At 68.6% G+C, this 25,674-nt stretch carries 17 protein-coding genes; 11 read left to right on the top strand and 6 right to left on the bottom strand.

What is annotated here, in order from left to right:
• Positions 1-204: 204 nt before the first annotated feature.
• The 7 genes from WC969_06150 to WC969_06120 all read left to right on the top strand — a co-directional run bounded on the left by WC969_06150 (position 205) and on the right by WC969_06120 (position 14,257).
• Positions 205-1,020 (top strand): hypothetical protein, encoded by an 816-nt coding sequence (locus WC969_06150; GenBank protein ID MFA6029413.1) that lies wholly within the window; start codon positions 205-207, stop codon positions 1,018-1,020.
• 236 nt (positions 1,021-1,256) lie between these two features.
• Positions 1,257-3,374, top strand: a complete 2,118-nt coding sequence (locus WC969_06145) for a glutamine synthetase III (GenBank protein MFA6029412.1) — start codon at positions 1,257-1,259, stop codon at positions 3,372-3,374.
• 1,254 nt (positions 3,375-4,628) lie between these two features.
• Positions 4,629-6,416: a radical SAM protein gene (locus WC969_06140; protein MFA6029411.1), complete on the top strand. Its 1,788-nt coding sequence runs from the start codon at positions 4,629-4,631 to the stop codon at positions 6,414-6,416.
• On the top strand, positions 6,413-6,817 hold the full coding sequence (locus tag WC969_06135) for a response regulator (GenBank protein ID MFA6029410.1): 405 nt from the start codon (positions 6,413-6,415) through the stop codon (positions 6,815-6,817). Before WC969_06140 ends, WC969_06135 begins: the two co-directional genes overlap by 4 nt.
• Positions 6,818-6,938: 121 nt before the next feature.
• On the top strand, positions 6,939-8,876 hold the full coding sequence (locus WC969_06130) for an oligopeptide transporter, OPT family (GenBank protein ID MFA6029409.1): 1,938 nt from the start codon (positions 6,939-6,941) through the stop codon (positions 8,874-8,876).
• Positions 8,876-9,286 (top strand): response regulator, encoded by a 411-nt coding sequence (locus WC969_06125; protein ID MFA6029408.1) that lies wholly within the window; start codon positions 8,876-8,878, stop codon positions 9,284-9,286. The genes WC969_06130 and WC969_06125 overlap by 1 nt, the downstream gene beginning before the upstream one ends.
• 141 nt (positions 9,287-9,427) lie before the next feature.
• Positions 9,428-14,257, top strand: coding sequence for an LOG family protein (locus tag WC969_06120; protein MFA6029407.1), 4,830 nt, complete (start codon positions 9,428-9,430; stop codon positions 14,255-14,257).
• 42 nt (positions 14,258-14,299) lie between these two features.
• Here the strand turns inward: WC969_06120 and WC969_06115 are convergent, their stop codons facing one another.
• The 6 genes from WC969_06115 to pruA form a co-directional block, all read right to left on the bottom strand.
• Positions 14,300-14,728: a hypothetical protein gene (locus WC969_06115; GenBank protein MFA6029406.1), complete on the bottom strand. Its 429-nt coding sequence runs from the start codon at positions 14,726-14,728 to the stop codon at positions 14,300-14,302.
• Between the two features lie 162 nt (positions 14,729-14,890).
• Complete coding sequence (locus WC969_06110; GenBank protein ID MFA6029405.1) at positions 14,891-16,273, bottom strand: nitronate monooxygenase; 1,383 nt, start codon at positions 16,271-16,273, stop codon at positions 14,891-14,893.
• A gap of 172 nt (positions 16,274-16,445) precedes the next feature.
• Entirely contained in the window at positions 16,446-17,351 is a 906-nt protein-coding gene (locus WC969_06105) for an EamA family transporter (GenBank protein MFA6029404.1), read from the bottom strand.
• 219 nt (positions 17,352-17,570) lie between these two features.
• Positions 17,571-18,386, bottom strand: a complete 816-nt coding sequence (locus WC969_06100; GenBank protein ID MFA6029403.1) for a ferredoxin--NADP reductase — start codon at positions 18,384-18,386, stop codon at positions 17,571-17,573.
• A complete protein-coding gene (locus WC969_06095; GenBank protein MFA6029402.1) occupies positions 18,383-19,897 on the bottom strand; it encodes an alpha-amylase family glycosyl hydrolase in 1,515 nt (504 codons plus the stop codon). The genes WC969_06100 and WC969_06095 overlap by 4 nt, the downstream gene beginning before the upstream one ends.
• A gap of 103 nt (positions 19,898-20,000) precedes the next feature.
• Positions 20,001-21,629, bottom strand: a complete 1,629-nt coding sequence (pruA, locus tag WC969_06090; GenBank protein MFA6029401.1) for an L-glutamate gamma-semialdehyde dehydrogenase — start codon at positions 21,627-21,629, stop codon at positions 20,001-20,003.
• 249 nt (positions 21,630-21,878) lie between these two features.
• Here pruA and WC969_06085 point away from each other — a divergent pair, with 249 nt between their 5' ends.
• From WC969_06085 to WC969_06070, 4 genes are all read left to right on the top strand, one after another.
• Positions 21,879-22,412 (top strand): hypothetical protein, encoded by a 534-nt coding sequence (locus WC969_06085; protein ID MFA6029400.1) that lies wholly within the window; start codon positions 21,879-21,881, stop codon positions 22,410-22,412.
• Between the two features lie 323 nt (positions 22,413-22,735).
• Positions 22,736-23,659: a HAMP domain-containing sensor histidine kinase gene (locus WC969_06080; protein MFA6029399.1), complete on the top strand. Its 924-nt coding sequence runs from the start codon at positions 22,736-22,738 to the stop codon at positions 23,657-23,659.
• A 113-nt stretch (positions 23,660-23,772) separates the two neighbouring features.
• Positions 23,773-24,903, top strand: coding sequence for an MFS transporter (locus WC969_06075; protein MFA6029398.1), 1,131 nt, complete (start codon positions 23,773-23,775; stop codon positions 24,901-24,903).
• Positions 24,900-25,670, top strand: a complete 771-nt coding sequence (locus WC969_06070) for a TSUP family transporter (GenBank protein ID MFA6029397.1) — start codon at positions 24,900-24,902, stop codon at positions 25,668-25,670. The genes WC969_06075 and WC969_06070 overlap by 4 nt, the downstream gene beginning before the upstream one ends.
• Positions 25,671-25,674: the final 4 nt, after the last annotated feature.

The raw sequence follows: 25,674 nt of genomic DNA, 5'->3' as shown, positions 1-25,674 counted from the left end.
CACCCAAGGATAGGGTTCCTGTCGCCCCGGGTCAAGCACCCCGCAGTGGGAGGACTCAACAACCTAGGCCCTAGGGCTCAGAAATGGATGGGCCGCCTTACCCTTCCTGAACATAGGTCCTTGTGCTAACATGATAAGGACCTTCGGCCCGATGCCCGATCGCTTCGCACCCCGAGAAGGGACGGAGGTCCGAACGGAGGTGGTATGCAGGCACTGCTCGCATTCGTGCTCGCCGTCGGCGTCAACGCCCAGGCGCAGCAGACCCCACAGAAGCCGTCGTTCTCTCCCCTGGAAGTCCAGGCCGCGAAACTGGACCCCTTGGCGTATACCATCGACCCCAATTCCATCGTCCTCAAGGATGAGGGCCCGAGCATCCATCCCCACGGCGGGATGCCCGACGGGCCCGGCGACCTGCCCCCCGTGGGCGGCGGCGTCCCGCCCATCGGCGGCGACATCGACATCGGCCAGATCATCAACATCGGACAGCAGATCTGGCAGATCATCGAGAACAACAAGCCGGTCGTCGACGTGCAGACGACCTACGCGGCGGCCGTCCCCGACGGGATCACCCACTGGGCGCAGCTCGGCGGCTGGCGCCCGCCGGAAGGGCGGGTCTACCAGCTCACCGCCAAGAACATGTACGGCGCCAACACCATCGACGTGCGCTTCGAGGTGACGCGCTGCTACGGCGGGAACTACAAGGGGAAGGGCAAGTACCTCACCAACGTCACCATCGAGCCGCTCCAGGTGAACGTCCTGTGGGCGTACAAGTTCTCCATGAAGGCCGAGGTGCCGCCGACGAGCATCATCAACGTCGCGCAGCCCGAGGACCCCATCGCCGGCATGACCGTGAAGCTCTCCTGGAAGATCGAGACCGCGGTGAAGTACACCGAGGGCACGAGCCGCTACTTCGTCCAGGGCGACGGGCTCTTCAAGGAACTCCAGCAGTCGAAGATCAGCTTCCGCGAGGACCTCAAGAAGCCGATGGCGGCGCTGCAGAGCGACATCCGCTGGGACTGAGCGCTCCGCGCTCAGTCCCCTCACCCCCAACCCCTCTCCCGGCGGGGCGGGAGAGGGGGGAAGGGAAAACCGGGCCTCCCGCAAGGGGGGCCCGATTTTTTATGGCTTTAAATCGATATTTGTAGCTTCTTCATGTGATTTTTCCGCTAAACAAGACTTAGGTATTGCGAAATTCGGCATTTTCTGCTATTTTTACAATGCCGAGCGCGCAAATCTCGCAAAACGGAGTCAACCTGGTGAAAGAATCGAAAGGCCTCTTCGCGGACTACGGCGCCCTGACCTTCGACAAGAAGGCGATGGCCCGGAACCTGAGCAAGGCCACCTATCAGCAGATCCTCGACGTCATCGAGAACGACGAGAAGCTCGAGGTCGAGATCGCCGACGAGGTCGCCCACGCCATGAAGGAGTGGGCCATCTCACAGGGCGCGACCCATTTCTGCCACTGGTTCCAGCCGCAGCGGGGCGTCACCGCCGAGAAGCACGACTCCTTCCTGAGCTTCGACGAGACCGGCCAGCCCATCGACCGCTTCTCCGGCCGCCAGCTCATCCAGAGCGAGCCCGACGCCTCCTCCTTCCCCTCGGGCGGCATGCGCTCGACCTTCGAGGCCCGCGGCTACACCGCGTGGGACCCGACCTCCCCGGCCTTCCTCCTTAAGAACAGCGACGGGAAGGGCGCGACCCTCGTCATCCCCTCGGTCTATCTCTCCTGGACCGGAGAGACGCTCGACATGAAGACCCCGCTCCTGCGCGCCGTGCGCGTCGTCGAGGAGCGCGCCTTCAAGCTCCTCAAGCTCTTCGGCAACCGCACCGCGCGCAACGTGCGCGTGACCATCGGACCCGAGCAGGAGTACTTCCTCGTGCGCAAGGAGTTCTACCGCCGGCGCCCGGACCTCGTCTACGCGGGCCGCACGCTCTTCGGCGCCGCCTCCGCCAAGCAGCAGCAGCTCGAGGACCACTACTTCGGCTCCATCCAGCCCAAGGTCCTCGAGTTCATGACGGACCTCGACCGCGCGCTCTTCGAGCGCGGCATCCCGGCCAAGACGCGCCACAACGAGGTCGCGCCCAACCAGTTCGAGCTCGCGCCGATCTTCGAGACCGCGAACCTGGCCATCGACCACAACCTCCAGCTCATGGAGATCATGCGCAAGACGGCCGACGACCACGGCTTCGCCCTGCTCCTACACGAGAAGCCCTTCTCGGGCATCAACGGCAGCGGCAAGCACCTGAACTGGTCGATGGCGGATAGCGAGGGGCAGAACCTCCTCGAGCCCGGCGCGGCCCCCAAGAAGAACATCCAGTTCCTCGTCTACCTGGCCGCCTTCCTCGCCGGCGTGAACAAGTACGGGGGGCTCCTGCGCGCGGCCGTCGCCGACGCGGGCAACGACCACCGGCTCGGGGCCAACGAGGCTCCGCCGGCCATCATGTCCGTCTACCTCGGAGAGTACCTCGACCGCCTCCTCACCGACATCGAGAAGGGCTCTCTGTCCAAGGACGCCTCGCGCGAGGCCATCGGGCACGGCCTCAAGAGCCTGCCGAGCATCGTGCTCGACAACTCCGACCGCAACCGCACCTCGCCGCTGGCCTTCACCGGCAACAAGTTCGAGTTCCGCGCCGTCGGCTCCTCGCAGAGCATCGCGGAGCCGGCCACGGCCCTCTGCCTGGCGGTCGCCGACGGTCTCGACCGCGTGCTGGAGAAGCTCGAGAAGCACGCCGGCGACGAGGACTTCACGAAGCGCGCGCTCGACGTCGTGCGCGAGCTGGTCAAGGAGACCAAGCGCATCCGCTTCGAGGGCAACGGCTACTCCGAGGAGTGGCACAGGGAGGCGGCGCGCCGCGGCCTGCCCAACGCCAAGAACACCCCGGACGCGCTCGAGACCTTCGTCGAGAAGGCCGTCGTCGAGCTCTACGAGCGCTACAAGGTCCTCTCGAAGCACGAGCTCGAGGCTAAGCACGAGATCAAGCTCGAGGCCTACGTGAAGCTCAAGGAGATCGAGCTGCGCCAGCTCCGCGAGCTCATCGTCACCGACATCGCGCCCGCGCTCGTGCGCCAGATCGACCTCTACGGCTCGGCGGCCGGGCGCCTGGAGTCCGCGAAGGGCGGCAAGGAGCTCAAGGCGAAGCTCGCGGAGTTCGGCGGGCTGCTCGCCGAGCTCTACGCGGGCGCCGACGGCGCGGAGAAGGTCCTCGAGAAGGCCGGCGCCGAGACCGACATGGTCCAGCGCGCGAAGGTCTTCGCCGGCGCGGGCGTCGAGACCCTCTCGGAGATGCGCTCGGCCTGCGACCGCACCGAGCAGGCCGTCGAGCACCGCTACTGGCCGCTGCCCAAGTACCGGGACATGCTCAACCTCCTGTAGCAGAATCCCTTCGGGATTCTGCTCGGGAAGATAAGCTGTTCCCGGCAGAGGAGTTCTTAATACGAGGGCGGGCTCGCGATGATGCGAGCCCGCCCTCGGACATTTCTGGGACCGCTATAACTGCCGGGAAGCGGTGCGGCGGGTGGGGGGCGGGGACGCTGGGGGCAGGTTCGCAGCATGCGAACCTGCCCCCAAACCTTTAGAACTTATGATACGACCATGCACATAGCTTCGCAGGCAAAATTTGTCAAAATTGCTGCTACCTTACATGCTAATCCACAAGAAATCGTCAGCAGTGCTCGTCGCGGCCGCATGCTTGTGCCTCAACTCGTGCGCCTATGTGACTTATTCAAAGGGTTTGGTGGTTGCAGACCCCTCCCACATAAACAAGGAGGGCCAGCCGAAGGAATGGGGCCCTCTTGTCAGGCTCACAGATCCGCCGCTCTATGTCTATGCGAACCCACGCGTGACCGAGAGTATCCTATCCGTCGGGCCATGCATCATGCTTCCGCTTGCCCTGATACCAAACCCCCTGGGAATCTACTCGGCAATCAAGAATCGAAAGAATTGGGATATTTCTGACGAACACCTGCAAGTATCATTAGACTTCCGGCAGACCAACTGGCCTTACTGGAAAAACAAACCGCTCGTCCAATTCAAAGTGCGGCCACAGGAGATACGTCTACGGATCAACAGGGAACGACTTCTAGCGCCTGCATCCGTCAAAGCTTCCTGCTTCGGTGATGGCTCTTCTGTCGGGGTGAACGCCGATTGCTCCCCATCGAACGATGGGACATACATCCTCAATGTGTCGTCAACTGTCGTCGAGCCCTGGACTCGGTTTGACCTGACATTCACGATTCCCGCCAACATGATTAATGAGGCGACACTGCTCCTGGGAGGCATCTCTCGAGATAATGTTGCTCTGCAAACTTCTCCAATTGAATTGGCACGCAAGAGGTATGTGGGCGTCGGCTGTGTGTTAGGAGAGGGATCCGAATCTCATTTCTATACTCATTAGCCTTGCATGAACCCTTGAGGCTCCACCGCCCACCCGCCCACCGCAACGCGCAGCGGCGGCTGACCCCAGCCGAAACAGCCATCCGTTCTACCCACCCCTAACCCTCGGCGACACCCAGACGCTGATAGTGCCGCGATCGCGCCGTAAGGGAACCGATAGCGCGAACTCTCGAAGAGGGAGGGAGAATCGGGCGGGCCCTCGGGCGGGGCGGGGCGTTTGCTATCATCTGGCCCATGGCACACGGTCGCCCGGCGCGGGAGAAAGCGTCCGCGGACCGCCCGCGCAGGGCGAGAGTCGCGCTCATCGTCCCGCCGGCCGAGACGCGCAACAACGAGTGCTTCCCCGTCCCGAACATCTCGATCCCGACGCTGGCGGCCCACCTGCGCCGCAAGCGCATCGACACGACGCTCCACGACTTCGACGTGCCCTTCCATCTCAAGGTGAAGCCGGCGCACCCCTGGACCGACTTCTCGCTGCTGCGCGACCCGCACGCGGTCGCCCGGTGGCTCTCCGGGAAGCTCAAGGGAAAGGGCGCCCGTTCCCTCGAGGCGGCCGCCGCGGCCCTCGCGCCGCTCTGCGACGCCCTTCCCGAGGCCGACCTCTACGGCCTCACCCTGGCCGACCTCAAGACGCCGTTCCTGCTCAACGCGGCCGCGCTCCTCGCCGACGAGATCCGCCGGCGCACGGGCAAGCCGGTCGTCATCGGGCACAAGGACGTCTCCAAGCAGCTCTACTACGAGATCCTGCGCGACTATCCCTGCTTCGACTACGCCGTCGTCATCCAGGGAGAGCGCGAGCTCGAGCAGCTCGCGCACGCCGTCGTCGAGCGCGAGCGCCGCCTGCCCTTCAACGTCTACCGCCGTACGTCCTCGGGCCGCGTCCTCAAGGGCGTCATGCAGGGCCACTATCCGCCGCTGACCTTCCCCGACTACCGCGGCTACCCGCTCGAGCTCTACCGGCGCACGGGGCGGCGCATCCTGGCGAGCTACAACGCCTCCGGCCCCGCCTTCCGCCGCCTCCTCGCCGAGCACGGGGGCAGGGAGCAGCTCGTGCTCATGAGCCGCTTCGAGTCCCACTGCGCGGGGCAGTGCATCTTCTGCTCGAGCCAGACCCGCAGCGACCGCCGCACCCCGGCCGAGGTCGTCGAGCACCTGCGCGCGCTCAAGGACCAGGGCGCCACCGGCGTCTACTTCATCAACGCGAACTTCAACAACCACTACGACTTCGCCCTCGAGCTCTGCGGGCGCATGGTCCGCGCGCGGCTCGGCCTGCAGTGGTGCGACTGCGTGAACTTCCGCCAGCTCGACGAACGCCTCCTCGAGAAGATGCGGGAATCGGGCGCGGTGAAGCTGACCTTCGGGCTCGAGACGGGCAGCGCGCGCCTGCTGCGCTACATCCGCAAGGGGACGACCCCCGAGCGCGCCTCGCGCTTCCTGCGCCGCTCCCACGCGCTGGGGATCTGGAACCACATCGAGATCATCGGCGGCCTGCCCACGGAGACCCCCGCGGACGTCGCGGACACCGTGCGCTTCCTCGAGGAGCACCGCGACTGCATCGACGTGCACTCTCTCAACCCTTTCTACCTCTACCCCGGCTCGCCGCTCTACCGCACCCCGGGGCGCTTCGGCGTGTCCCTGCGTCCGGCGCCGGCCGGCGCCCTCGACCCGTTCTCCGCCGACGAGTTCGTCAGCGCCTACTCCGAGCGCTTCGACGAGGTGGGGGGGCTCTCCTGGGAGGCGAAGGACCGCCAGATCATGGACTCGACGCGCGCGGTCACCGAGACGCTCGAGCGCATCCAGCCGACCCTCGAGGTGGACAGCGTCCACATCGAGCTCCTGATGTTCCTCTACTCCGTCTTCGGCCACGCGCGCAAGGGCGTCATCTCGCGCCTCGTGCGCCTGGCGACCCGCCGCTTCAAGCCCTTCGGCTCCGACCAGTTCCTCTCGCCGTCCAACGCCGTCAAAACGCGCTACCGGCGCGTGCTCAGACCCCGCGTCCGCGCGGGGAAGGAGGCCGCATGAACGACGACATCCGCCCCCTCATCCTCGTCATCGACGACGACCTGGGGATCCGCGAGGCCCTCGCGGGGACCCTGAAGAACGACTACCGCGTCCAGCCCCTCGCCTACGGGGAGGACACCCTCGAGCGCGCCGTCGCGCTGCGCCCGGCCCTCATCCTCCTCGACATCCTCCTGCCCGGCATCAGCGGCTTCGAGGTCTGCCGGCAACTGCGCGAGCGCGCGGAGACGCGGACGACCCCGGTGCTCTTCATGACCGCCATGAACCCCGAGGAGTCCTTCAAGGAGAGCGTCAGCGCGGGCGGGGACGCGTGGATCTCCAAGCCCTTCACGCCCGAGCAGCTCCTCGGCCGCATCCGCGAGCTGCTCACGGCGCCGCCGGAGAGGAAGGGAGACGGTGTATAATAGCCTGCGAAACGCAGCGGCGTTTCGCAGGACGGTTTCAGCAAGTCATTCCAGGCGCCGGAAACAACTTTTGTAGACAGGTCGGGAATCCCCGTCAAGGATTCCCGACGGGGAGACCGACATGGCGGACTTCAAGCCCTACATCGACGACGCCTCCGAGATCGCCGAATTCTCGCTGAAGGCCGTGCTGCTCGGGGCCTTCTTCGGGGTCGTCTTCGGAGCGTCCACCGTCTACCTCGCCCTGCGCGCGGGACTGACCGTCTCGGCCTCCATCCCGATCGCCGTGCTCGCCATCGCGGTCTTCAAGAAGGCGGGCAAGTCCACCATCCTCGAGAACAACATCGTGCAGACCATCGGCTCGGCCGGCGAATCCATCGCCGCCGGAGTGGTCTTCACCGTGCCGGCCCTCATCTTCCTGAGCAACGGCGAGCAGTACTTCCAGTACTTCCAGATCCTGACCCTCGCGCTCGTCGGCGGCATCCTCGGAGTCCTCTTCATGATCCCGCTGCGCCGCGCCCTCATCGTCAAGGAGCACGGCGCCCTGCCCTACCCCGAAGGGACGGCCTGCGCCGAGGTGCTCATCGCCGGCGAGAAGGGAGGGAACCTCGCCAGCCGCGTCTTCTCCGGCCTGTGGACCTCCATCGCCTACAAGCTCCTCATGAGCGTCTTCGGCCTCTGGAAGGACACTCCGACCTGGATCAGCGCGCGCACGAGCCAGCTCCCCAACATGATGGTCTCCTCGGAGATCACCCCCGAGTATCTCGGCGTGGGCTACATCATCGGCCCGCTGGGCTCGGCCCAGATCGTCGCCGGCGGCGTGCTCTCCTGGATGGTGCTCATCCCGCTCATCACCCTCTTCGGCGACGGCCTGCAGTCCGTGCTCCTGCCCGGCTGGAAGGGCATGCTCATCTCGCAGATGTCCCCGATGGAGGTCTACCGCGGCTACGTGCGCTACATCGGCGCCGGCGCGGTCGCGGCGGGCGGCCTCTTCACGCTGGTCCGCACCATCCCCACCATCGTCTCCTCGGCGGCGGGGAGCTTCAAGGACCTGCGCGGCACGAAGGGCGGCCCGGCGCTCAAGCGCACGGAGCGCGACATCCCGATGAGCTACGTGCTCTACGGCTCCGTCGGCCTGGCGCTCGCCATGTCGGTGCTGCCGCAGTTCCCCGGGACCTTCCCGTCGACGCTCATCATGTCCCTGCTCGTGCTCGTCTTCGGCTTCTTCTTCGTCACCGTCTCGAGCCGCATCGTGGGCATCATCGGCTCCTCCTCGAACCCCATCTCGGGGATGACCATCGGCACGCTCATGGCGACCTGCCTCATCTTCGTCGCCCTGGGCTGGACCGGCGAGGCCTACCAGGCCATCGCCCTCTTCGTCGGCGCGGTCGTCTGCATCGCCGCGGCCAACGCCGGCGCCACGAGCCAGGACCTCAAGACCGGCTACCTCATCGGCGCGACGCCCTGGAAGCAGCAGCTCGGCCTCCTCATCGGCGTGCTCGCTTCGGTGCTGGTCATCGGCATGACGCTCTTCCTCCTGCACAAGTCGCCCTACGGACCCATCGGCTCCGAGAAGCTCTCGGCGCCGCAGGCGACGCTCATGGCGACCCTCATCAAGGGCCTGCTCGCGCGCGAGCTGCCCTGGGGCCTCGTCTTCGTGGGCATGTTCATCTCGACCTTCGTCGAGCTGCTCGGCGTGCGCTCGCTGCCGGTGGCCGTCGGCGTGTACCTGCCGCTCTCGACGACCGCGCCGATCTTCGCCGGAGGCGTCATCCACGCCTTCGTCGGCTGGGCGACCAGGAAGAAGACCGAGACCGAGAGCGAGCTCAGCTCGGGCATGCTCTACTCGACGGGCCTGGTGGCCGGCGGCTCGCTGGCCGGCATCGCCATCGCGGTCGTGGCCGGGGTGCAGGACGGCCGCTTCGCGAGGATCCTCGACCTCGGGACGAAGTTCGACACCATCGCGCGCTTCGGAGCGCGCGCCGACCTCATCTCGGTGGCCTGCTTCCTGTTCATGGGCGCCCTGCTCTACCGCGCCGCCGCGAAGCCGCTCCATCGCTGATGGGCTGGTTCTTCGGGAAGAAGAAGGGGCAGCGGACCGTCCTCGTCGCCGACGACGACGTGGTCATCCGCGGCCTGCTCGGGAACCTGCTCGAGTCCCAGGGCTGGCGGGTCGTCGAGGCGGCCGACGGCGCGCAGGCGGTCCGCATCGCGGCCTCCGAGGTCCCCGACCTCATCCTCCTCGACGTCAACATGCCGCAGCTCACCGGGCCCGAGTGCATCGCGAACATCCGCAAGGATCCGCGCCTCAAGGACGTCCCCATCATCATGTGCTCCGCCCAGGACCGCTTCGACACCGTCGAGCAGTGCCTCTCGCTCGGCGCGCGCGACTACATCGTGAAGCCCTTCGAGATGAAGGCCGTGCTCGCCAAGATCGCGAAGGTCCTGCCGCCGCCGCCCGCGACCCCCTGAAGAGGGGGCTGCCCCACACCTTTCACGTTTCGCTGCGGGGAACAGGCACAATGGGAACGTTTATGCATAGACCCTATGGCCCATGCTCCCTGCCCCTTCGACCCCTTGCTGGAATCCGGGCGGGGGGCTATCCTTCATATCGTGCGTGAACTGAAGAAGGGCTTCGCCGCGCTCCTCTCGGCCTGCCTGGTCCTTTCCTTATCAGGGGAGGCGTTCTGTCAGGCCGCGGCCAGCTCCGCCCAATCGGCGACGACCGCGGGGACCCCCGTCGTACCGACCGCGGTCGCGCCGTCGGTCCAGCTCGCACCGCTCGCGGCTCCGAACATCGCGCCGCTCACCAACGGGCTCGCCCTCCCGACCCCGCCCTCCGTCCAGCCGACGGTCCAGAGCGCCGCGGCCGCTGCGACCCTCAAGACCCCGGCCGCGAACGCCGCGATCATCCCGGCAGCCGAAGCATCGAAGTCCCTCCCGCTCCCGGCGAAGGACGCGATCCTTCCCGCCAAGGCCTCCTCCGACAAGAAGGCTCCGGTCTCCGTCCTTGAAACGACGAAGACCGGCCAGACCGAGGTCTCCGAGACCCTCGCCGAGCCCGGCGCGGGGACGGAGAAGACCCGCGCGGCGACCGGACTTCTCTTCGAAGGCCGCGGAAGGACAGGCTCCACCGAAGAGCCTGTCCTCGATGTCTCGGGCACGAACGGGCGGAAGCGCTCCTCGCTGTCCCCGGCCTTGCCCGCGGACAAGCCGCTCGCGGGGAAATCCTTGCTCTACGTCGTCTCCAAGGTCGGCGGCCGCGACTACCTCTACGAGCACATGGCGGCGCTCTCGAAAGAGCTCGGCTTCGAGCTCCTCGTCCTCGGCTACCCGGACCAGAAGGACTTCGCCGTCTCGAAGGGGATCCTCCCCGGCAACTACTACTCCGCCGACGTCGGCGGCCACTCCGCCGACAACCTGCGCGCGATCGTGGAGCAGGCGAAGGGCATCGCGAAGACCCGCCGCATCGACGCGGTGAAGACCTACCTCAACGCCTACGCCCAGCTCGAGGCCGAACTGGCCGAGGGGCTCGGGGTCCCCGGCTTCTCGCCGGAGGCCGTGAGCGCCGCGCATTCGAAGATCCGGGCCCGCGAACTCATGAACGCCTACGGCGACCCGAGCCTCCACCTGCCCGCCTTCCAGGCGCACAGCGCGGCCGAGGCCCGCGAGGCCTTCAAGAAGATCAAGGCCGCCGGCTTCGAGAAGGCCGTGGCCAAGCCCGACTCGGGCGGCGGCGGCTGGGGCGTGACGCTGGACATCGACAGCCCGGAGGCCGCCGAGGCCGCCTTCCGCGACATCGAGGGGAAGATCGACGAGCTCGCCCGCACGGACCCGCGCAAGGCCCGCAGCAAGCAGGTCGACGAGAAGCCCCCGGTGCTCTTCGAGGCGCAGATCCCCGACGGGCTCATGACCGATGTCGAGGTCGTCGTGCGCGAAGGCAAGGCCGTCTTCACCTCCGTGAGCTACAACCCGCCCGCCCTCGGGAACCAGGAGCGCGGCACGACCTACGGCCTGCGGCTGCCGAAGGAGATGGAAGAGCTCGCCCGCGCCCAGGCCCTCAAGTCCCTCGACGCCGTCGGCCTCAAGACCGGCAACGCGCACGTCGAGGCCATCCTCACGCTGGTGGGCGGGAAGCTCGCCGCGCCCATCGTCGAGATCAACGCCCGCATGGGCGGCGCCGACATCTGGGCGAGCCTCAAGGAATCCTACGGGGTGGACGTCATGCGCGAGGGCCTGCTCGCGGCCTTCTCGCTCGAGAGCCGCCCCGAGCCGCGCGGCGAGCCGGTCCTCCTCCAGCACCGCTTCTTCATCGCGAAGGCCGCCGGCACGCTCAAGAGCGTGCAGGGCCTCCCGAAGGAGGGGGGAGCCGTCTTCCTCTCCGAGCTCTTCCTCCAGCCGGGCGCCAAGGTCGGCGAGGGCGACCTCCTCGGCAACATCACCGTCCGCGGCAAGGACGAGGCCTCCGCGCGCGACCGCCTCTACGAGCTCCTCAAGGGCGTGCGCTTCGAGATCGATACGGAGAACGGCCGGATCGTCGTCCAGGACGGACTCTACGGCCACGATTCGAGCGAGGGCCGCACCCTCGCCGAGGACTGGGTCGACCGCATCGACTTCCAGCGCGCGGGCGCCCTCGGCCGCCTGCGCATGCTGCCGCGCTCCTTCCACCTCGGGTTCGTCCCGGCCTGGACCGTCAACGCGATGGCGCAGGAGGTGCAGGCGGTGGCCCTGCCGCTGTTCACCGCATCGCTCTTCGGCCTGCCCGCCGCGCTCATGATCGCGGGCATCGGCTACGTCATGCGCGTCGCCGGCGCCTGGATGGGCTCGGCCTTCATGGCCCGCTTCAACCCGAAGTGGGTCAACGTCGCCGCCATCCTCGCGCTCGCCGTCTCCGGCCTCCCCATCCCCATCGCCGCGGCGCTCGGAGCGACGAACGCCGTGATGTTCGGGCTCTTCCTCGCCAACTCCATCGTCGGCGGCCTCGTCTACGGCGTCAACCGCGGCGTCGCCGAGAACCTCCTTCCGCGCATGATCATCGGCAACCAGAACCCCGCGAAGCTCGAGCTCGGCCTCAACTACGCCTACCAGTGGGTCGAGGTCGCCTGCATCGTCATGGCCCTCTTCGCCGCGGTGCCGCTGCTCAACCTCCTGGGCGGACCGGCGATGATGGTGGTCTCGAGCATCGGCATCGGCCTCTCGACGGCTCTTTACGCCTCCCTCAAGTTCAAGGAGCCCTGGACGAAGCCCGCTCCCGCGCCCAAGGAGGGGGCCGAGTCGAAGCCTTCGGCGCAGGAAGGCTCCCGGCTCTCCTGGGGGGAGTACCTGCCCTACGCCTTCTTCCGCTTCATGCACTTCATGGTCTACGGCGTGCTCGCGACGGTGCTGGCGCTGAGCGTGTTCTCGGCGCCCTCGGCCGCCGGGACGATGATCGGACTCTACGACGGGGGGAGCTGGCTCGCGGGCCTGCTCGCCACCCTCGCCTTCCTGCCCGAGAAGGCGCTGGGCCGCAAGGGCTGGACCGTGCTCGGCGCGCTCGCGGCGACCGCCTTCGTCTGGTCCACCTTCCTCCAACTGCCGATGCTCACCTTCGCGCTGGCGGGGCTCCTGGGCGGGCTCATCACCATCAACTCGAACAAGTGGATGACCTACTACTCCGAGAAGCTCCCCCAGGACAAGTACCGCAACCTCTCGAAGTGGATGATGACGGCGAGCATCGCCGCGATGCTGCCCATCTTCATGGCCGTGAGCGCCTCGCGCCTCTTCCCTGCCGTGGGCGCCGTGCTCACGATGCCGGCCATCCTCTTCGGCGTCAACGTCGCGGTCAGCGCGCTCGCCGCGCTCACGATCGGCCTTCTGATGCGCAAGGGCGCGTCGAGATCCGGACCCGCGCCGCCCGAACAGGCCGCTCTCAAGACGCCCGCCGGCCCCTCCCTCCGCTTCCTCCTCCCCTTCTCCCCGACCCGCATCGAATACGTCGACGGCGAACCCTACGTGACGGTCTATCGCGGCCTGCGCGGCGGCCTGAACTCGGCCAAGGCCTCGGGCACGATGGGCGACATGCACTACGACGACTACGCCGAGCCCGACGAAGCGGGCCGCTTCGGCTCCCATATCTTCACGACGCTCGACCCCAAGACGGCCCTCAGCTACCTCACCCGCCAGATCTCCTGGGCCACCCCGCGCACGCTGACCCTCGTGAAGATGCGCCTGCCGCTGAACAAAGCGCTCATCGCGAAGCGCCCGAAGGACATCCTCGGCCGCCCGGCGGACACGGACGAATACCTGCGCGTGATGGAGAACCGCGCCTACATCTGGACCGGCTGGCGGGCTTGGGACCGCATCCGAGAGAAGGAGCTCGTCTGGGACCTGGCCGAGCTGGGCGGCTCGCTCGCAGACCCGCGCTTCGCCGTGGAGACCCTCTCGGTCCCCGTCGAGAAAGACGCGAAGACCGGCCGCTGGGAATCGCTCGACGCGTGGTGGGCCGCCGCCGACCGCGTGAAGGCCGCCTGGAAGACCGGCGCCTGGAGGCCCTCCGTGGACGCGCCCCGCCCCAAGACCTTCGCCGACATCCCGGCCTTCGACGAGCGCTACGCAGCGCACGCCTCGCGCGCGATGACCGTGACCGTGCTGGGCAGCTCGCGCACCGACGAGAAGATCCTCGCCGCCATGGCCGTCGCGGCGAAGGTGGCCGCCGAGCTCATCGCCCGCGGCTACAACATCCTCTCCGGCTGCGGGAACGCCGGCGTCATGGGCGCGGCCTTCGAGGCCGCGGCCGTCGGCTCCCAGGAGAAGCCGCGCGAGGGCGTCGTGCCGGGGGAGAACCTCGCCATCGTCCGCATCCCGACCTGGGGCGACGAGGACATCGTCCGCTCCCGCGCCATCGGCACCGCCGAGTCCGAGAGCGCCCGCGTCGGGCAGTTCGCGAAGGCCTCGGACCACTTCCTCCTGTTCCCCGGCGGCGCCTCGTCGCTCGAGGAGGTCTCGGCGCTCATCGACGGCAACGACCTCGGCGCCGCGCCCAAGCGCATCATCCTCGTCGGCAAGGAGTACTACCGCGGCTTGAGCGAGCAGTATGCACGGGCCCACGCGCAGGGCCTGCTCGCGCACCGCCCCGAGGAGCTCTTCTCGGTCGTCGACTCGGCCGACGAGATCCTCGCCCTGGTCGGGACGCCGCTCAAGATCGCGCCCGCGAAGCGCAAAGCGGCGGGGGGAAGCTCCGTCCGCCGGGAAGGGGACGCCTACGTCGTGACGCCCGGCCCCGACGCGCTCAAGGAAGCGACCCGGCTCATCGCGCTCAACAAGTACCGGGGCAAGGCGCCGAAGATGGACATCCGCCTCGTCGGCCGGGACTTCTTCGCCGGCCTCCTCGCGCAGTACGACCGCCTCGCCGCCGACGGCCTCCTCCAGGCGCAGCCCGAAGACCTCTTCAGCGTCGTCGACTAGGAAAGCCGCCGCGCACCGCCGCGGTGGGCGGGGAGGGTGGAGCTACTTCTTCCGCGCGGCCTTCTCTTCCTGTTCCTTCGTCGAGATGATGGCTTCCAGGGAAGGACTGAGGCCCCTCAGGAAGCGGCGCTCCTGCGCGTCGAGCTGGGCGAAGACCCGGTGAACGTCCTTGTAGAATCCGGTCGCCCCCTCTTCACGCGTCAGGACGTCGCCCGCCTTGAGGGCGAACTTGGAATCCTTGGGGATGAGGGAGGGGATGAAGAGGAGCTCGGCCGTCAGCAGGACGGCCTCCTTGCGCGTCAGCTCGCCGGTGTCCGCCGCGTACTGGATGCGGTCGTACGCGCTCAGCACGACGGGCGCCGGCGCGGCGCGCTTGCCCGGCTCGGCGAGCGGCGTGCCGGCGGGCGCGGCGACGGCGAGGAACGCCGCGAGCAGGATCGAACGCCGGAAATAGTCCTTCGATAAGCTCATCGAACTCCTCCTGGATCGGCCCATGACAGCTTAGGACGAGGATCCGGCGGCAGCCGGTTCGGTCTTTCGACGTTCTCCGAGCCGAACCTGCTGCCAGGCGCCACCGCCCACCCGCCCGCTGGAACGGTGCACGGCAACGATCTCGACTGAAGGAATCCCCGACTAGGACAGGAGGTAGTCGACGGCTTCGGAGGCGGTGTACTCGATGCGCCGCAGACGGTTCTGCAGGATGCGCACCGAGCCGATGTCTCCGAGCGTGACGACGGGCGTCTCGCCCTCGAGACTCAGGCCGCGGGCGGCGAGCAGGCCGTTGCAGAGGCACATGGAGCCCTTCGTGCGCCAGGCGGGCCCGCCGGAACCGGTGTAGCGCTCGGGATCGTTGGCCGGGCAGAGGCCGACGAGCTCGTCGCCGTGGAAGCGCCAGCTGCGCAGGTGGCCCACGTCGCAGACGCGCTTGCGCGCGGCGTAGACGGTGTCGTCGCCGAGGGTGCCCGGCGCGAGCGCGACCTTGAAGGGGTACATGCTGGGGGAGGCGTTGGCCATCGTCGCCACCTCGAGTCTGCGCTTCCAGATGAGTTCGAGGACCTGATGGCGCACTTCCGGCGCCATCCCCGATTCCTTCGAGAGCGCGAAGAGCGTGCCGACCTGGATGCGCCGATGCCACGGCCCCATGCCCTTGAGGCACTCGGGGTAGCCGCAGGAGCCGCCGATCCAGAAGGGAAGGCCGAGGGCCGCGACGGCCGAGAGGTCGGCGTCGTCCTCGGGCCCGTAGACGCAATAGCCGCGCGCGTCGCGTCCGCCCTTCACGGGGGGGGCGTTGTGCCCGCCCGCGGTGGGGCCCTCGATGACGAAGCCCTCGGGCCGCTTCTCGGCCGAGAGCGCCAGCGCGCGCGCCTGCAGGTGCGAGCTCACGATGGCGTAGAAGGCGGGACGCGGCGGCGGCGCCATGTTCCCGACGAGGTCTTTGGGGTCGAAGCGGATGCGATGCGTGCCGCGCGGGACGGCGGCGACGGGCACGGCGAGCTCGGCGGGCTCGTGGCGGGCGAAGGCGTTCATGATGGCCGGGATGTCGCCGGGGTCGCCGGCGCCCATGACGATCCAGTCGGCGCGGCCGAGCATGGCGCCGTAGATGCCGAAAAGGAGGATGCGGTCGATCTTTCGAAGGAAGTTGATGCCGATGGGCCGGCCGGGCGCGGCCTTCTTCGCGCGCCAGACGTGCGCGAAGGTCGCGGCCACCGTCAGGATCTGGACGTCGCGCGGAGGGGTCATCCCCGCCATGGAGGGCCCGCGGAAGAAGGCGTCGGCGGCCTTGCCGCCGGCGATGTGGAAGCGCCGGTAGAGCGCGTCGATCTCGGCGGCGAGCGCGGGCGCGGCGCGACCGCAGGCCTCGAAGGCTTCGCGCACCTTTCCTTCAGGGTCGCCGAGCTGAAGGATGCGCGCGTACACCTCGGGGAGGGCCGTGGCGGAGAGGCTGCCGGAACAGCGGCCGGAGGGGTGATTGGCGACGGTCGAAACGAGCTCGACGCTGGACACGTCGATGCCCATTCCGCCTACGATGATGTCGGGAAGGGCTGCGTTAGAAGGAGTCATCCGCTGGGGGAAAGAACGGCGCGCGGCAATCCTTCCCCGTCCTCATCCAGAATAGCAGTTATCCGACCGAAAGGAGCCATGAAAAGCGACCCCTCCGGTGTCTGGCACCCGTTCTTTTAGCTGTGTCTCAGGACTCGAGCAATGCGCTCTTCGAAAGCCAGGCACCAAGCACCACGAGCGCGCAGCCGGCGAGAACGTTCCAGCCCGGCCGCACCCCCAGGTAGAGGGCCGAGACGGCGGTGGAGGCCACCGGGACGAAGTAGCTGGCCACCCCCAGAAGAGCATGGTCGCCGCGCCGCATGCCGAGGTCCCAGAGCGCGTATGCGCCGGCCAGAGAGGCGACGCCCATGACGGCGACCTCGGCGGCCCCCCGCGCGCTCCAGACCACGGTCTCCGGCCGCAGGAGCAGCAGGAAGCCGAGCGCTCCCGCGGTGGCCAGCGCGAAGAGCGGCACCGCGCCGCGCTCCGGGTCGCCCCAGCGGCGCGCGAGGTTGGAGTAGAGTCCCCAGGTGAGCGCGGCGGCGGCGGCCATGGCGAGCGCGAAAAGCCCGCGCGGCGTGGCCCAGAAGGCGTTGTCGGCGCCCGCGAGCGCCCCGCCCCCAAGGACCGCGAGCGCGGTGCCGGCCACGGCGGCCGCGAGCCCGAACGGGAGCCCGGCGCGCGCCCGGCGCCCGAGCAGCGGGACCGAGAGCGCCACGGTCAGCGAGGGCCACAGATAATTGACGAGGCCGACGACCAGGGTCTGCGCGCGGTCGCGGCAGGCCCCGATGGCGAGGTAGAGAGTCACGTTGCAGAGCACGAAGAGGACGCCGCAGCCGAGCAGGTAGCGGCGGCCGAGCCCCAGCATGCGCGCAGGGGAGGTCCCCCGCGCGAGCGCCCAGAGAAGACCGACGACGCCGCCGAGCAGGGACGCGCACATGGGCCCGGTCAGGAGACCGCTGCGCTCGCTCATGCCGCGCATGAGCGCGATGGAGGTGGACCACAGGAGCAGCGCCCCGAGCCCCGCCGCCGTCGCGCTCCTTTCAGTCCTCATGTCATCAGACCGCCCTTCGCGAGATGGAACTTCTCCGAATGTGGATCGTATCCCATAGTGTGAGCCCTGCATTTGCTGCGCATCCCACGGCGTCAGGCACCATAACTTATGAAACTTATTCCCGGACGCAGAAGCGCCGAAGCCCTCTCCGATCGCCGGATGCCGCGACAGGGCGTCGGATAATAAGTTGCAAAAGTTAACGTCTGACCCCGCGGAGGTCTACCAGTATTTCTCGACGTGGATCTGACCGGCTTCCCGACGCGAGTGCTCCTTGAAGCCCTCCGCCCCGAGGAAGGAGAACGCCGACTGGATCATCATCGGGTTTCCGCAGAGGAAGACGTGCGTGTTCCCCGGCGCCGGCCTCTGCTTCCACGCCTTCTCGAGCGCGCCGCTCTTCCAGGCGTCCTCGACGAAGCCGGTCGCCCCGCTCCACGACATGTGCTCCTCGGAGGGCTGGCTGATGACGGGCAGGTACGCGAGCTTGTGCGTCATGCGCTCCATGGTCTCGAGCTCGGAGCGGTAGCCCAGGTCCCAGGAGTGCTTGGCGCCGTGGATGACCGCGTAGTGGCGGTCGAAGCCCTTGGTCAGCACGAGGGTGCGGATCATGGACATGTAGGGGGCCAGACCCGTGCCGGTCGCGATGAGCACGACGTTGGCGTCGGCGGGGACCTCCTCCAAGGTCATGAGGCCGGTGAACTTCTTGCCGAGCCAGACCTTGTCGCCGATGTTGAGCGCGTAGAGTCGCGGGGTGAGCGCGCCCGAGCGGACCATGGCGACGTAGAACTCGGCGTACTCCCGTGTCGGGGAGGGGGAGGCGACGGAGTAGGCGCGGCGGATGAGCTTGTCGGGGTCGGGGACGGGGTCCTCGGCGTCGGAGAACGGCGCGCGCGGCGCCGAACCCGGCAGGCCGAGCACCGTGTACTGGCCCGGCTTGAACTCGGGGAGTTCCCAGCCCACGGGGGCGACGCGGAGCACGAAGTTGCCCGGCGCGAACTCCTGCTTCCCGACGACTTTGGCGTTCAGTTCTTCCGTCATTTCGATGACCTCATCCAGACGAATCCGCGCGGACCGAGCTCCAGCGTCCGCGTCGGCACGGTGCGTCCCGTCGAAAGGTCCACGGCATGTCCCGGCAGGCGGCCGCGCAGACGGACGCGGACGCGGCGGCCGGAGAGATTGGCGGCGACGAGGATCCGCTCGCCGGGCAGCTCGCGCGCGAAGGCGAGGACGCCCTCGTCCCCTGCGTCGAGGAAGCGGCAGGCCCCGCGCGCCAGGGCCGGATGCGCGCGGCGCAGGGAGAGCAGGCGCGAGACCGAGCGCAGCAGCGAGCGCGGGTCCGCCGCCTGGCGCTTCGCGGCGCGCCAGTCCATCGGCGTGCGCTGGCTGAAGCGGTCGGGAAGGGAGGCGTCGCCCTCCATGCCGAGCTCGTCGCCGTAGTAGAGCACCGGGGTCCCGGGCAGGGAGAGCAGGAGCGCGTGGGCGAGGAGCGGCCCCTGGCCGCGCCCGAGCAGGTCCGCGAGGCGGCGGACGATGTGCCCGTGCAGGCGCTGTCCCGGCTCGGGCGCATAGCGCGCGAGCATCCGGGCGCGCTCCGCCGGCGCGAGGAGACCGAGGGCGAGCTCGTCGTGGTTGCGCAGGAAGACCCCCCAGCGGCAGCCCGGTGCGAGGCGGGGGGAGGCCTCGACGCAGCGGCGCAGGCCGCGGGCGTCGCCGTCGGCGAGGGCGAGATAGAGCCGTGCGGTCCGCTCGAAGTCGAAGGCCATGTGGCACTCGCGGCCGCCGGCCATGTAGGAAGCGACCGTTCGCGCGGGGCCCGAGGCCTCGGCGAGGAGCACGGTCCCCGGCCACTTCCGGTCCACGTGCCGCCGCAGCGCGCGCAGGACGGCATGCGTCTCCGGCAGCCCGCGGCACTCGGTGCCCTCGCGCTCGCAGAGATAGGGGACGGCGTCCAGACGGAAGCCGTCGACGCCGAGCGCGAGCCAGAAGTCGGCGACGGAGAGCATCGCGCGGAGCACCTGCGGGTTCGCGTAGTTCAGGTCGGGCTGGGAGGCATAGAAGCGGTGCCAGTAGAAGGCGCCCGCGCGCGCGTCCCAGGTCCAGTTGGAGGGCTCGGAATCCTTGAAGATGACCGGGGCCTTCCGGTAGCGGTCCTTCGTCGGGCTCCAGACGAACCAGTCCCGGCGCGGCGAGCCGGGGCGGCGCGCGTCCTCGAACCAGGGATGCCGGTCGGAGACGTGGTTGAGGACGAGGTCGAGCAGGACCTTCAGACCGCGCCGGTGCGCCTCGCGCAGGAAGGCCTTGAAGTCCTCGAGCGTTCCGTGGTCGGGGTGGACCGCGAAGAAGTCGGAGACGTCGTAGCCGTCGTCCTTCAAAGGAGAGGGGTGGATGGGGGTCAGCCAGAGCGCGTCGACGCCGAGGCGCTCGAGGTACGGGAGGGCGCGGCGCAGGCCGGCGAAGTCGCCGACGCCGCCGCCGCTGCCGTCGGCGAAAGAGCGGACGCGGAGCTCGTAGAAGACGGCGTCTTCGTACCAGGGGCGGCGGGGCATCATCGTCGAATCGGAAGCCTCAAGCCCCGCCCCCTCACCCCCGCGCCCCCTCTCCCGCCACGCCGGGAGAGGGGCACAAGGGGTGAGGGGGGGGCTCCGGCCCCCCTCAGCTGGCGGCCATGAACGGATAGGGGACGGAGGTCGGAGGGACGAAGGTCTCCTTGATGGTCCGCGCCGAGGTCCAGCGCACGAGGTTGAGGAAGCTGCCCGCCTTGTCGTTGGTGCCCGAGGAGCGCGCGCCGCCGAAGGGCTGCTGGTTGACCACCGCACCGGTCGGCTTGTCGTTGAGGTAGAAGTTGCCGGCCGCGTTGCTCAACAGGTCCGTCGCCCGTGAGAGCGCCGCGCGCTCCTGCGCGAACACCGCGCCGGTGAGGGCGTAGGGCGAGGTGCGGTCGCAGAGGCGCAGGGTCTCGTCGTACTTCTTCTCGGGGTAGACATAGACGGTGAGGACGGGCCCGAAGATCTCCTCGCACATCGTCTTGAAGTCCGGCTTGGCCGCGAGGATGACCGTGGGCTCGATGAAGTAGCCCTTCGAGGCGTCGGACTTGCCGCCGAAGAGGATGCGTCCGCCCTTGGAGGGCTTGGCCTCGGCGATGTAGCCCGTGATGCTCTCGAAGGCCCGCTTGTCGATGACGGCGTTGACGAAGTTCTGGAAGTCCTCGACGCCGCCCATCTTGAGCGCCTCGAGCTCCTCGCCGACGCGCTTGCGGAGCTTGGGCCAGAGGTTGTCCGGGACGTAGGCGCGCGAGGCGGCCGAGCACTTCTGCCCCTGGTACTCGAAGGCTCCGCGCACGAGCGCGACCGCGAGGGCGTCGACGTCGGCGGAGCGGTGGGCGACGACGAAGTCCTTGCCGCCCGTCTCGCCGACGAGGCGCGGGTAGGTCCGGTAATTGGCGATGTTGCGGCCCACGGTCCCCCACATGGAGTTGAAGACCGGGGTGGAGCCGGTGAAGTGGATGCCGGCGAAGTCCGGGTGGTTGAGCACGAGCTCGCTGATCTCGGCGGAGGAGCCGGTGACGAGATTGATGACTCCGTCGGGCAGGCCCGCCGCCTTGAGTATCTGCAGGATGTAGTGGGCCGTGTAGACGGTGCTCGCCGCCGGCTTCCAGAGCACGGTGTTGCCCATGAGGGCCGGGGCGGTCGGCAGGTTGCCCGCGATGGAGGTGAAGTTGAAAGGCGTGACGGCGTAGATGAATCCTTCGAGCGCCCGGTACTCCACCCGGTTCCAGGTCCCCTTCGGAGAGAAAGGCTGGTTCGCGTAGATCTGCTCGGCGAAGTTCGGGTTGAAGCGCCAGAAGTCGATGAGCTCGCAGGCGCTGTCGATCTCGGCTTGGAAGGCGTTCTTCGACTGGCAGAGCATCGTGGCGGCGTTGAGCGTCGAGCGCCACGGCCCGGCGAGCAGGTCGGCGGCCTTCAGGAAGATCGCGGCGCGCTCGTTCCACGGGGTGGCGGCCCAGGAGCGGCGGGCCTTCACGGCGGCGTCGATGGCGGCCTTGATCTCCTTCTTCCCGCCCATGTGGTAGCGGCCGATGAGCTTGGCGTGGTCGTGCGGCGGCCGGCAGTCGCCGAGCTTGCCCGTGCGGACCGGCTTGCCGCCGATCTCCATGGGGATCTCGATCTGGGCCGCGGACATCTCCTTAAGCTTGGCCTTCAGCTCGGAGCGCTCGGGACTGCCGGGCGCGTAGCCGAGGATGGGTTCGTTGGCGACGGGGGGGATTCGGACGAGGGAGTTCATGGTCGTTCCTCCGGATATGAGTTCGAGACCGGGCGCTATTCTACCTGATTTGCGGCTTCCCGGAACGGAGCGGAAACGGGCCCCTCGACGCCGTCGGTTCCGGGAGGCGGGATTCCCGGAACTAACCCGTATTGACCGCGCTCAATGTCCTGAATCAACCGCGCCCATCAAGACCTTTCCTTGACTCCCCGCAAGGCGGCGGGGAAGCGGCGCGGATATACTGTTTTTGCCGTTCTGGAGATACCCGACATGAACCATCAGCGCTCGCTCATCAAGAAGCTCATCGCCGCAGCCCTTTTCGCCGCAGCGACGCCCGCCGCCGCCCAGGTCATCGTCCCCGTCATCCCCAACAACATCCCCATCGTCCCGCCGGTCTGGCTCCCCGGAGCCCAAGTCCCCTATATCCCGCAGCCCATCAAGAACCCGCTCCCGACCGGCCCCATCACCTTCCAGACCGTCACGCTTCCCTCCATCGCCGCCGCCCCCAAGCTCGCCGTGAAGCACACGGCCGCCGTCGCGAACATCGCCCCGGCCATCGCCGCCCGCATCGAGCTTCCCTCGCCCCTCCGCCAGGCCCGCGAGAAGGGCCTCCCGGTCGACGCGATGCTCCTCACCCAGGTCTTCGACGGCGTGAAAGCCGAGACCTCGGCCTCCCAGAGCCCGGTCGACCCCTACGACAACCCCGAGCTCGAGCGCGCCCCCGAAAGGCCTTTCTACAACGAAAGCGATCGTCGCGTCACCGTCCCCGAGTGGGAGCTGGAGCAGGACCTCGGGATTCGGTAGAACCCACTCATACTCACCCTTACCCCCCGACCCCCTCTCCCTGACAGGGAGAGGGGGCCTTCTTTTGTGCGCTCGGGGTCCTGCCCCAAGGCATCCTCCCGTCGCCTGCGCTCCTCAGACGGCGACAGACATTGCGGTGCTCGGCGACGGGCCCCTCCTTGGGTCACCCCGAGCGCCCGAAAATGGGGGGAATGATTTCTATTTCCAGTCGGCGGGCCGCATCCCCTTACGCGGCGGGAATCCGGCACGGATTCCCGTTAACATCTTCGTAACAGGCGCGAAACATCCCCTTAACGCCCAGGGTCCATGATATCGATGAGGACATGGACATGACCACCCGGCGCAAAGCGCACACGGAATGGGAAGACCTCGTCGAGAGGCCCGGCCCGGCGCCTGCCGCCGCTCCCGCTCCCATCGTCCCCATCGGCCCGGCGGCGGAGGACCCCGAGCAGCGCCTCGCGTCCTATATGACCCACGAGCTTCGCGCGCCCCTGACCTCCATCCGCTCCGCCCTGGCCCTCCTGCAGTCCCAGCTCGAGGACCGCATGGGCGGCGACGAGCGCCAGATCCTCGCGCTGGCCCTGCGGAACTCCGAACGCCTCAACGGACTCATCAGCGACATCCTCGATTTCGAGAAGCTCCGTGCAGGGAAGCTCCGCATGGACTGCACTCCCGTGCACCCCGAGCAGCTCATCGCCGAGGCCGCCGACAGCCTCCGCGCCTGGGCGGTCTCGAAGGGCGTGCGCCTGGTCTGCACCTCCTCCGAGGAGCCCCTGCCCCGCGTGCACGCCGACCGGCACCGCACGGTGCAGGTCCTCATCAACCTCCTCTCCAACGCCATCAAGTTCACCCCGGCCGGCGGCCGCGTCGAGATCGTCGCCGTGCTCGGCCGCCACGAGCATCTGGGGACCGTGCTCTTCAAGGTGAAGGACACCGGCCCCGGCGTCCCGCAGAAGGACCTCGAGCGCATCTTCCGCTGCTTCGAGCAGTCGGCGTTGGGCGTGAAGACCTCGGAGGGCACCGGCCTCGGCCTCACCCTCGCGAAGATGATGATCGAGGGGCAGGGCGGCCAGATCTGGGCGGAGAGCTGGAAGGGGCTCGGAGCGACCTTCCTCTTCACGCTGCCCGTCGTCCTCAGCGACGTCGCGCGGCCCGTCATCGCCTACCCGAAGCGGGTCGAGTATCACGGCCTCCTCGTCAACCTCTTCAAGCGCCTGAACACCGTCGTCGCCGCCCTTTTCGCGTAAAAACGCGGCGCCTCCATCGAGTCCTGGTGAGAGGCGCCGCGTTTTTACGCGAAGAATGTTCCCGGACACGATAACGGATTCCCCACTGGGGAATCCGTTATAATACGCGGCCCATGAACGACAAGAAGAAGCTCGTCTTCGCCGCCTTCGCCGTCATCCTCGCCTCCGCGTTCTTCGACAACATCCGCGGCCCCCTGCTCCCGCTCTTCGCGCGCGGCTACGGCCTGAACTACTCGCAGGCCTCGGCCTTCTTCTGGGGCTCGAGCCTGACCTCGGTGCTCATCGGCCTGGGCTCGGTCTACCTCCTCGCGCGCTTCTCCGAGCGCGCCTACCTGCGCCTCTGCCTCCTCGGCATGGGACTGGCCGTGCTCGCCGCCGGCATCCCGACCTACCCCGCGCTCGTCGTCTCCGGCCTGCTCTGGGGCGCCAACAACGGCATCGGCATGGCCTCCAACCTCGTCCTCATGCGCGGCACCGACGACCGCAACCGCACGCGCCTCATGAGCGCGCTCCACCTTTTCTACACCCTGGGCGCGGCGCTGCCCCCGGCCTACGTCGCGGCGACCGCCGGGCGCTGGGCGCCCAACCTCGTGGTCCTCCCCGTCCTCCTCCTCGTGCTCGGGCTCGTCCTCGTCACCGCCGCGCTGCCCGCCGACGGGGCTCACGCGGAGCCGGCCCCGCGCATGCCCTGGAGCGCGATGCTGCGCGGCCGCCCGCTGGCGAGCGTCCTCGTCATCGCCGTCTACGTGCTCGGCGAGGTACTGACCTCGATGTGGCTGGTCACCTATCTCAGCGGCCGCGGCGGGCTCAGCGTCGCCGACGCGAGCACGCGCATGCAGGTCTGCTTCCTCTGGATGTCGGCCAGCCGCCTCCTCGGCGCCTTCGCCCTGCCGCACGGCTCGGAGCGCTGGCTGCCCGCGCCGCTCATGCTCGGCGCCGTCGCGGGGAGCGCTCTGGGCATGAGCGGCCGCGTCGAAGGCTTCTACCTCGCCTACTTCTGCTTCGGGCCGATCTTCCCGCTGCTCGGCTCGCGCCTCGCCCAGGAGCACAAACAGTATTTCCCGAGCCTTCTGAGCTTCGCCTACGCCGCGATGACGGTGCTCCTCGCCGTCGGGCACCTCCTCATCGGGGCGGTGAGCGACCGCTTCTCGCTGCAGACCGCCTTCCGCCTGCCGGGACTCTGCCTCCTTGCGGCGGTCGGCCTGCTCGCCTGGCACGCGCGCGCGGAGCCCGCCCGCGAGTGACGCTCTCCCCCGAGCGCTTCGCCGCCCTCTCCGCGCTCGTCTTCGTCGCCGGCGTCGTCGACTCGCTCGCGGGCGGCGGGGGACTGATCACGCTGCCCGCCTACCTTGCCGTCGGTCTCCCGCCCGGACTCCTGCTCGGCACCAACAAGCTCGCCTCGACGCTCGGCACGACGGTCTCCGTGGCGCGCTACGCGCGCGGCCTGCGCCTGCCCCTGCGCCCCATGCTGCCCGCGGCGGCCGCCGCGATGCTCGGGGCCTGGTTCGGGGCGCGGCTGGCCGCGCGCCTCTCGCCGCAATGGATCCGGCCCCTTCTGCTCCTGGCGCTCCCCGCCGTGGCCTGGGCGGTGCTCTCGGAGCACCGCTTCAAGGAGGACGACTCCGGCCGCGGGACGGCTCCCCGCGTCCTCTCGGCGCGCACGGCGGCCGTCGCCCTGCCGGTGGGCGCCTATGACGGTTTCTTCGGCCCGGGGACGGGGACCTTCCTGGCGCTGGCCTTCAGCCGCTTCTGCCGCTTCAGCCTGCTGCGTGCGACGGCCTGGGCGAAGGCCGTCAACCTCGTATCCAACGCGGCGGCCCTGGCCGCCTTCCTGGCCGCCGGGACGGTCGACCTGCGCGTCGGCCTCGCGATGGGGCTCGTGAGCGTCGCCGGCCACTGGGTGGGCTCGCACCTCGGCCTGCGCCGGGGCGCCGCGGCCATCCGCCCCGTCATCGCGCTCGTCTGCGCCGGCCTGTTCCTGAAGCTCCTCTTCGATACCTTTAAAGTATAATGAC

The organism is Elusimicrobiota bacterium (assembly GCA_041660925.1).
In the GTDB taxonomy this organism is placed as follows: Bacteria; Elusimicrobiota; Elusimicrobia; order UBA1565; family UBA1565; genus JBAZUV01.
This window is presented reverse-complemented; position numbering and strand designations above follow the sequence as displayed.

Bases quoted from the DNA above. Each gene is read 5' to 3' on its own strand.
- WC969_06150 (MFA6029413.1), top strand. From the start codon at position 205: ATGCAGGCACTGCTCGCATTCGTGCTCGCCGTCGGCGTCAACGCCCAG.
- WC969_06140 (MFA6029411.1), top strand. From the start codon at position 4,629: ATGGCACACGGTCGCCCGGCGCGGGAGAAAGCGTCCGCGGACCGCCCG.
- WC969_06135 (MFA6029410.1), top strand. From the start codon at position 6,413: ATGAACGACGACATCCGCCCCCTCATCCTCGTCATCGACGACGACCTG.
- WC969_06130 (MFA6029409.1), top strand. From the start codon at position 6,939: ATGGCGGACTTCAAGCCCTACATCGACGACGCCTCCGAGATCGCCGAA.
- WC969_06125 (MFA6029408.1), top strand. From the start codon at position 8,876: ATGGGCTGGTTCTTCGGGAAGAAGAAGGGGCAGCGGACCGTCCTCGTC.
- WC969_06115 (MFA6029406.1), bottom strand. From the start codon at position 14,728: ATGAGCTTATCGAAGGACTATTTCCGGCGTTCGATCCTGCTCGCGGCG.
- WC969_06110 (MFA6029405.1), bottom strand. From the start codon at position 16,273: ATGGGCATCGACGTGTCCAGCGTCGAGCTCGTTTCGACCGTCGCCAAT.
- WC969_06105 (MFA6029404.1), bottom strand. From the start codon at position 17,351: ATGAGGACTGAAAGGAGCGCGACGGCGGCGGGGCTCGGGGCGCTGCTC.
- WC969_06100 (MFA6029403.1), bottom strand. From the start codon at position 18,386: ATGACGGAAGAACTGAACGCCAAAGTCGTCGGGAAGCAGGAGTTCGCG.
- WC969_06095 (MFA6029402.1), bottom strand. From the start codon at position 19,897: ATGATGCCCCGCCGCCCCTGGTACGAAGACGCCGTCTTCTACGAGCTC.
- pruA (MFA6029401.1), bottom strand. From the start codon at position 21,629: ATGAACTCCCTCGTCCGAATCCCCCCCGTCGCCAACGAACCCATCCTC.
- WC969_06085 (MFA6029400.1), top strand. From the start codon at position 21,879: ATGAACCATCAGCGCTCGCTCATCAAGAAGCTCATCGCCGCAGCCCTT.
- WC969_06080 (MFA6029399.1), top strand. From the start codon at position 22,736: ATGGACATGACCACCCGGCGCAAAGCGCACACGGAATGGGAAGACCTC.
- WC969_06075 (MFA6029398.1), top strand. From the start codon at position 23,773: ATGAACGACAAGAAGAAGCTCGTCTTCGCCGCCTTCGCCGTCATCCTC.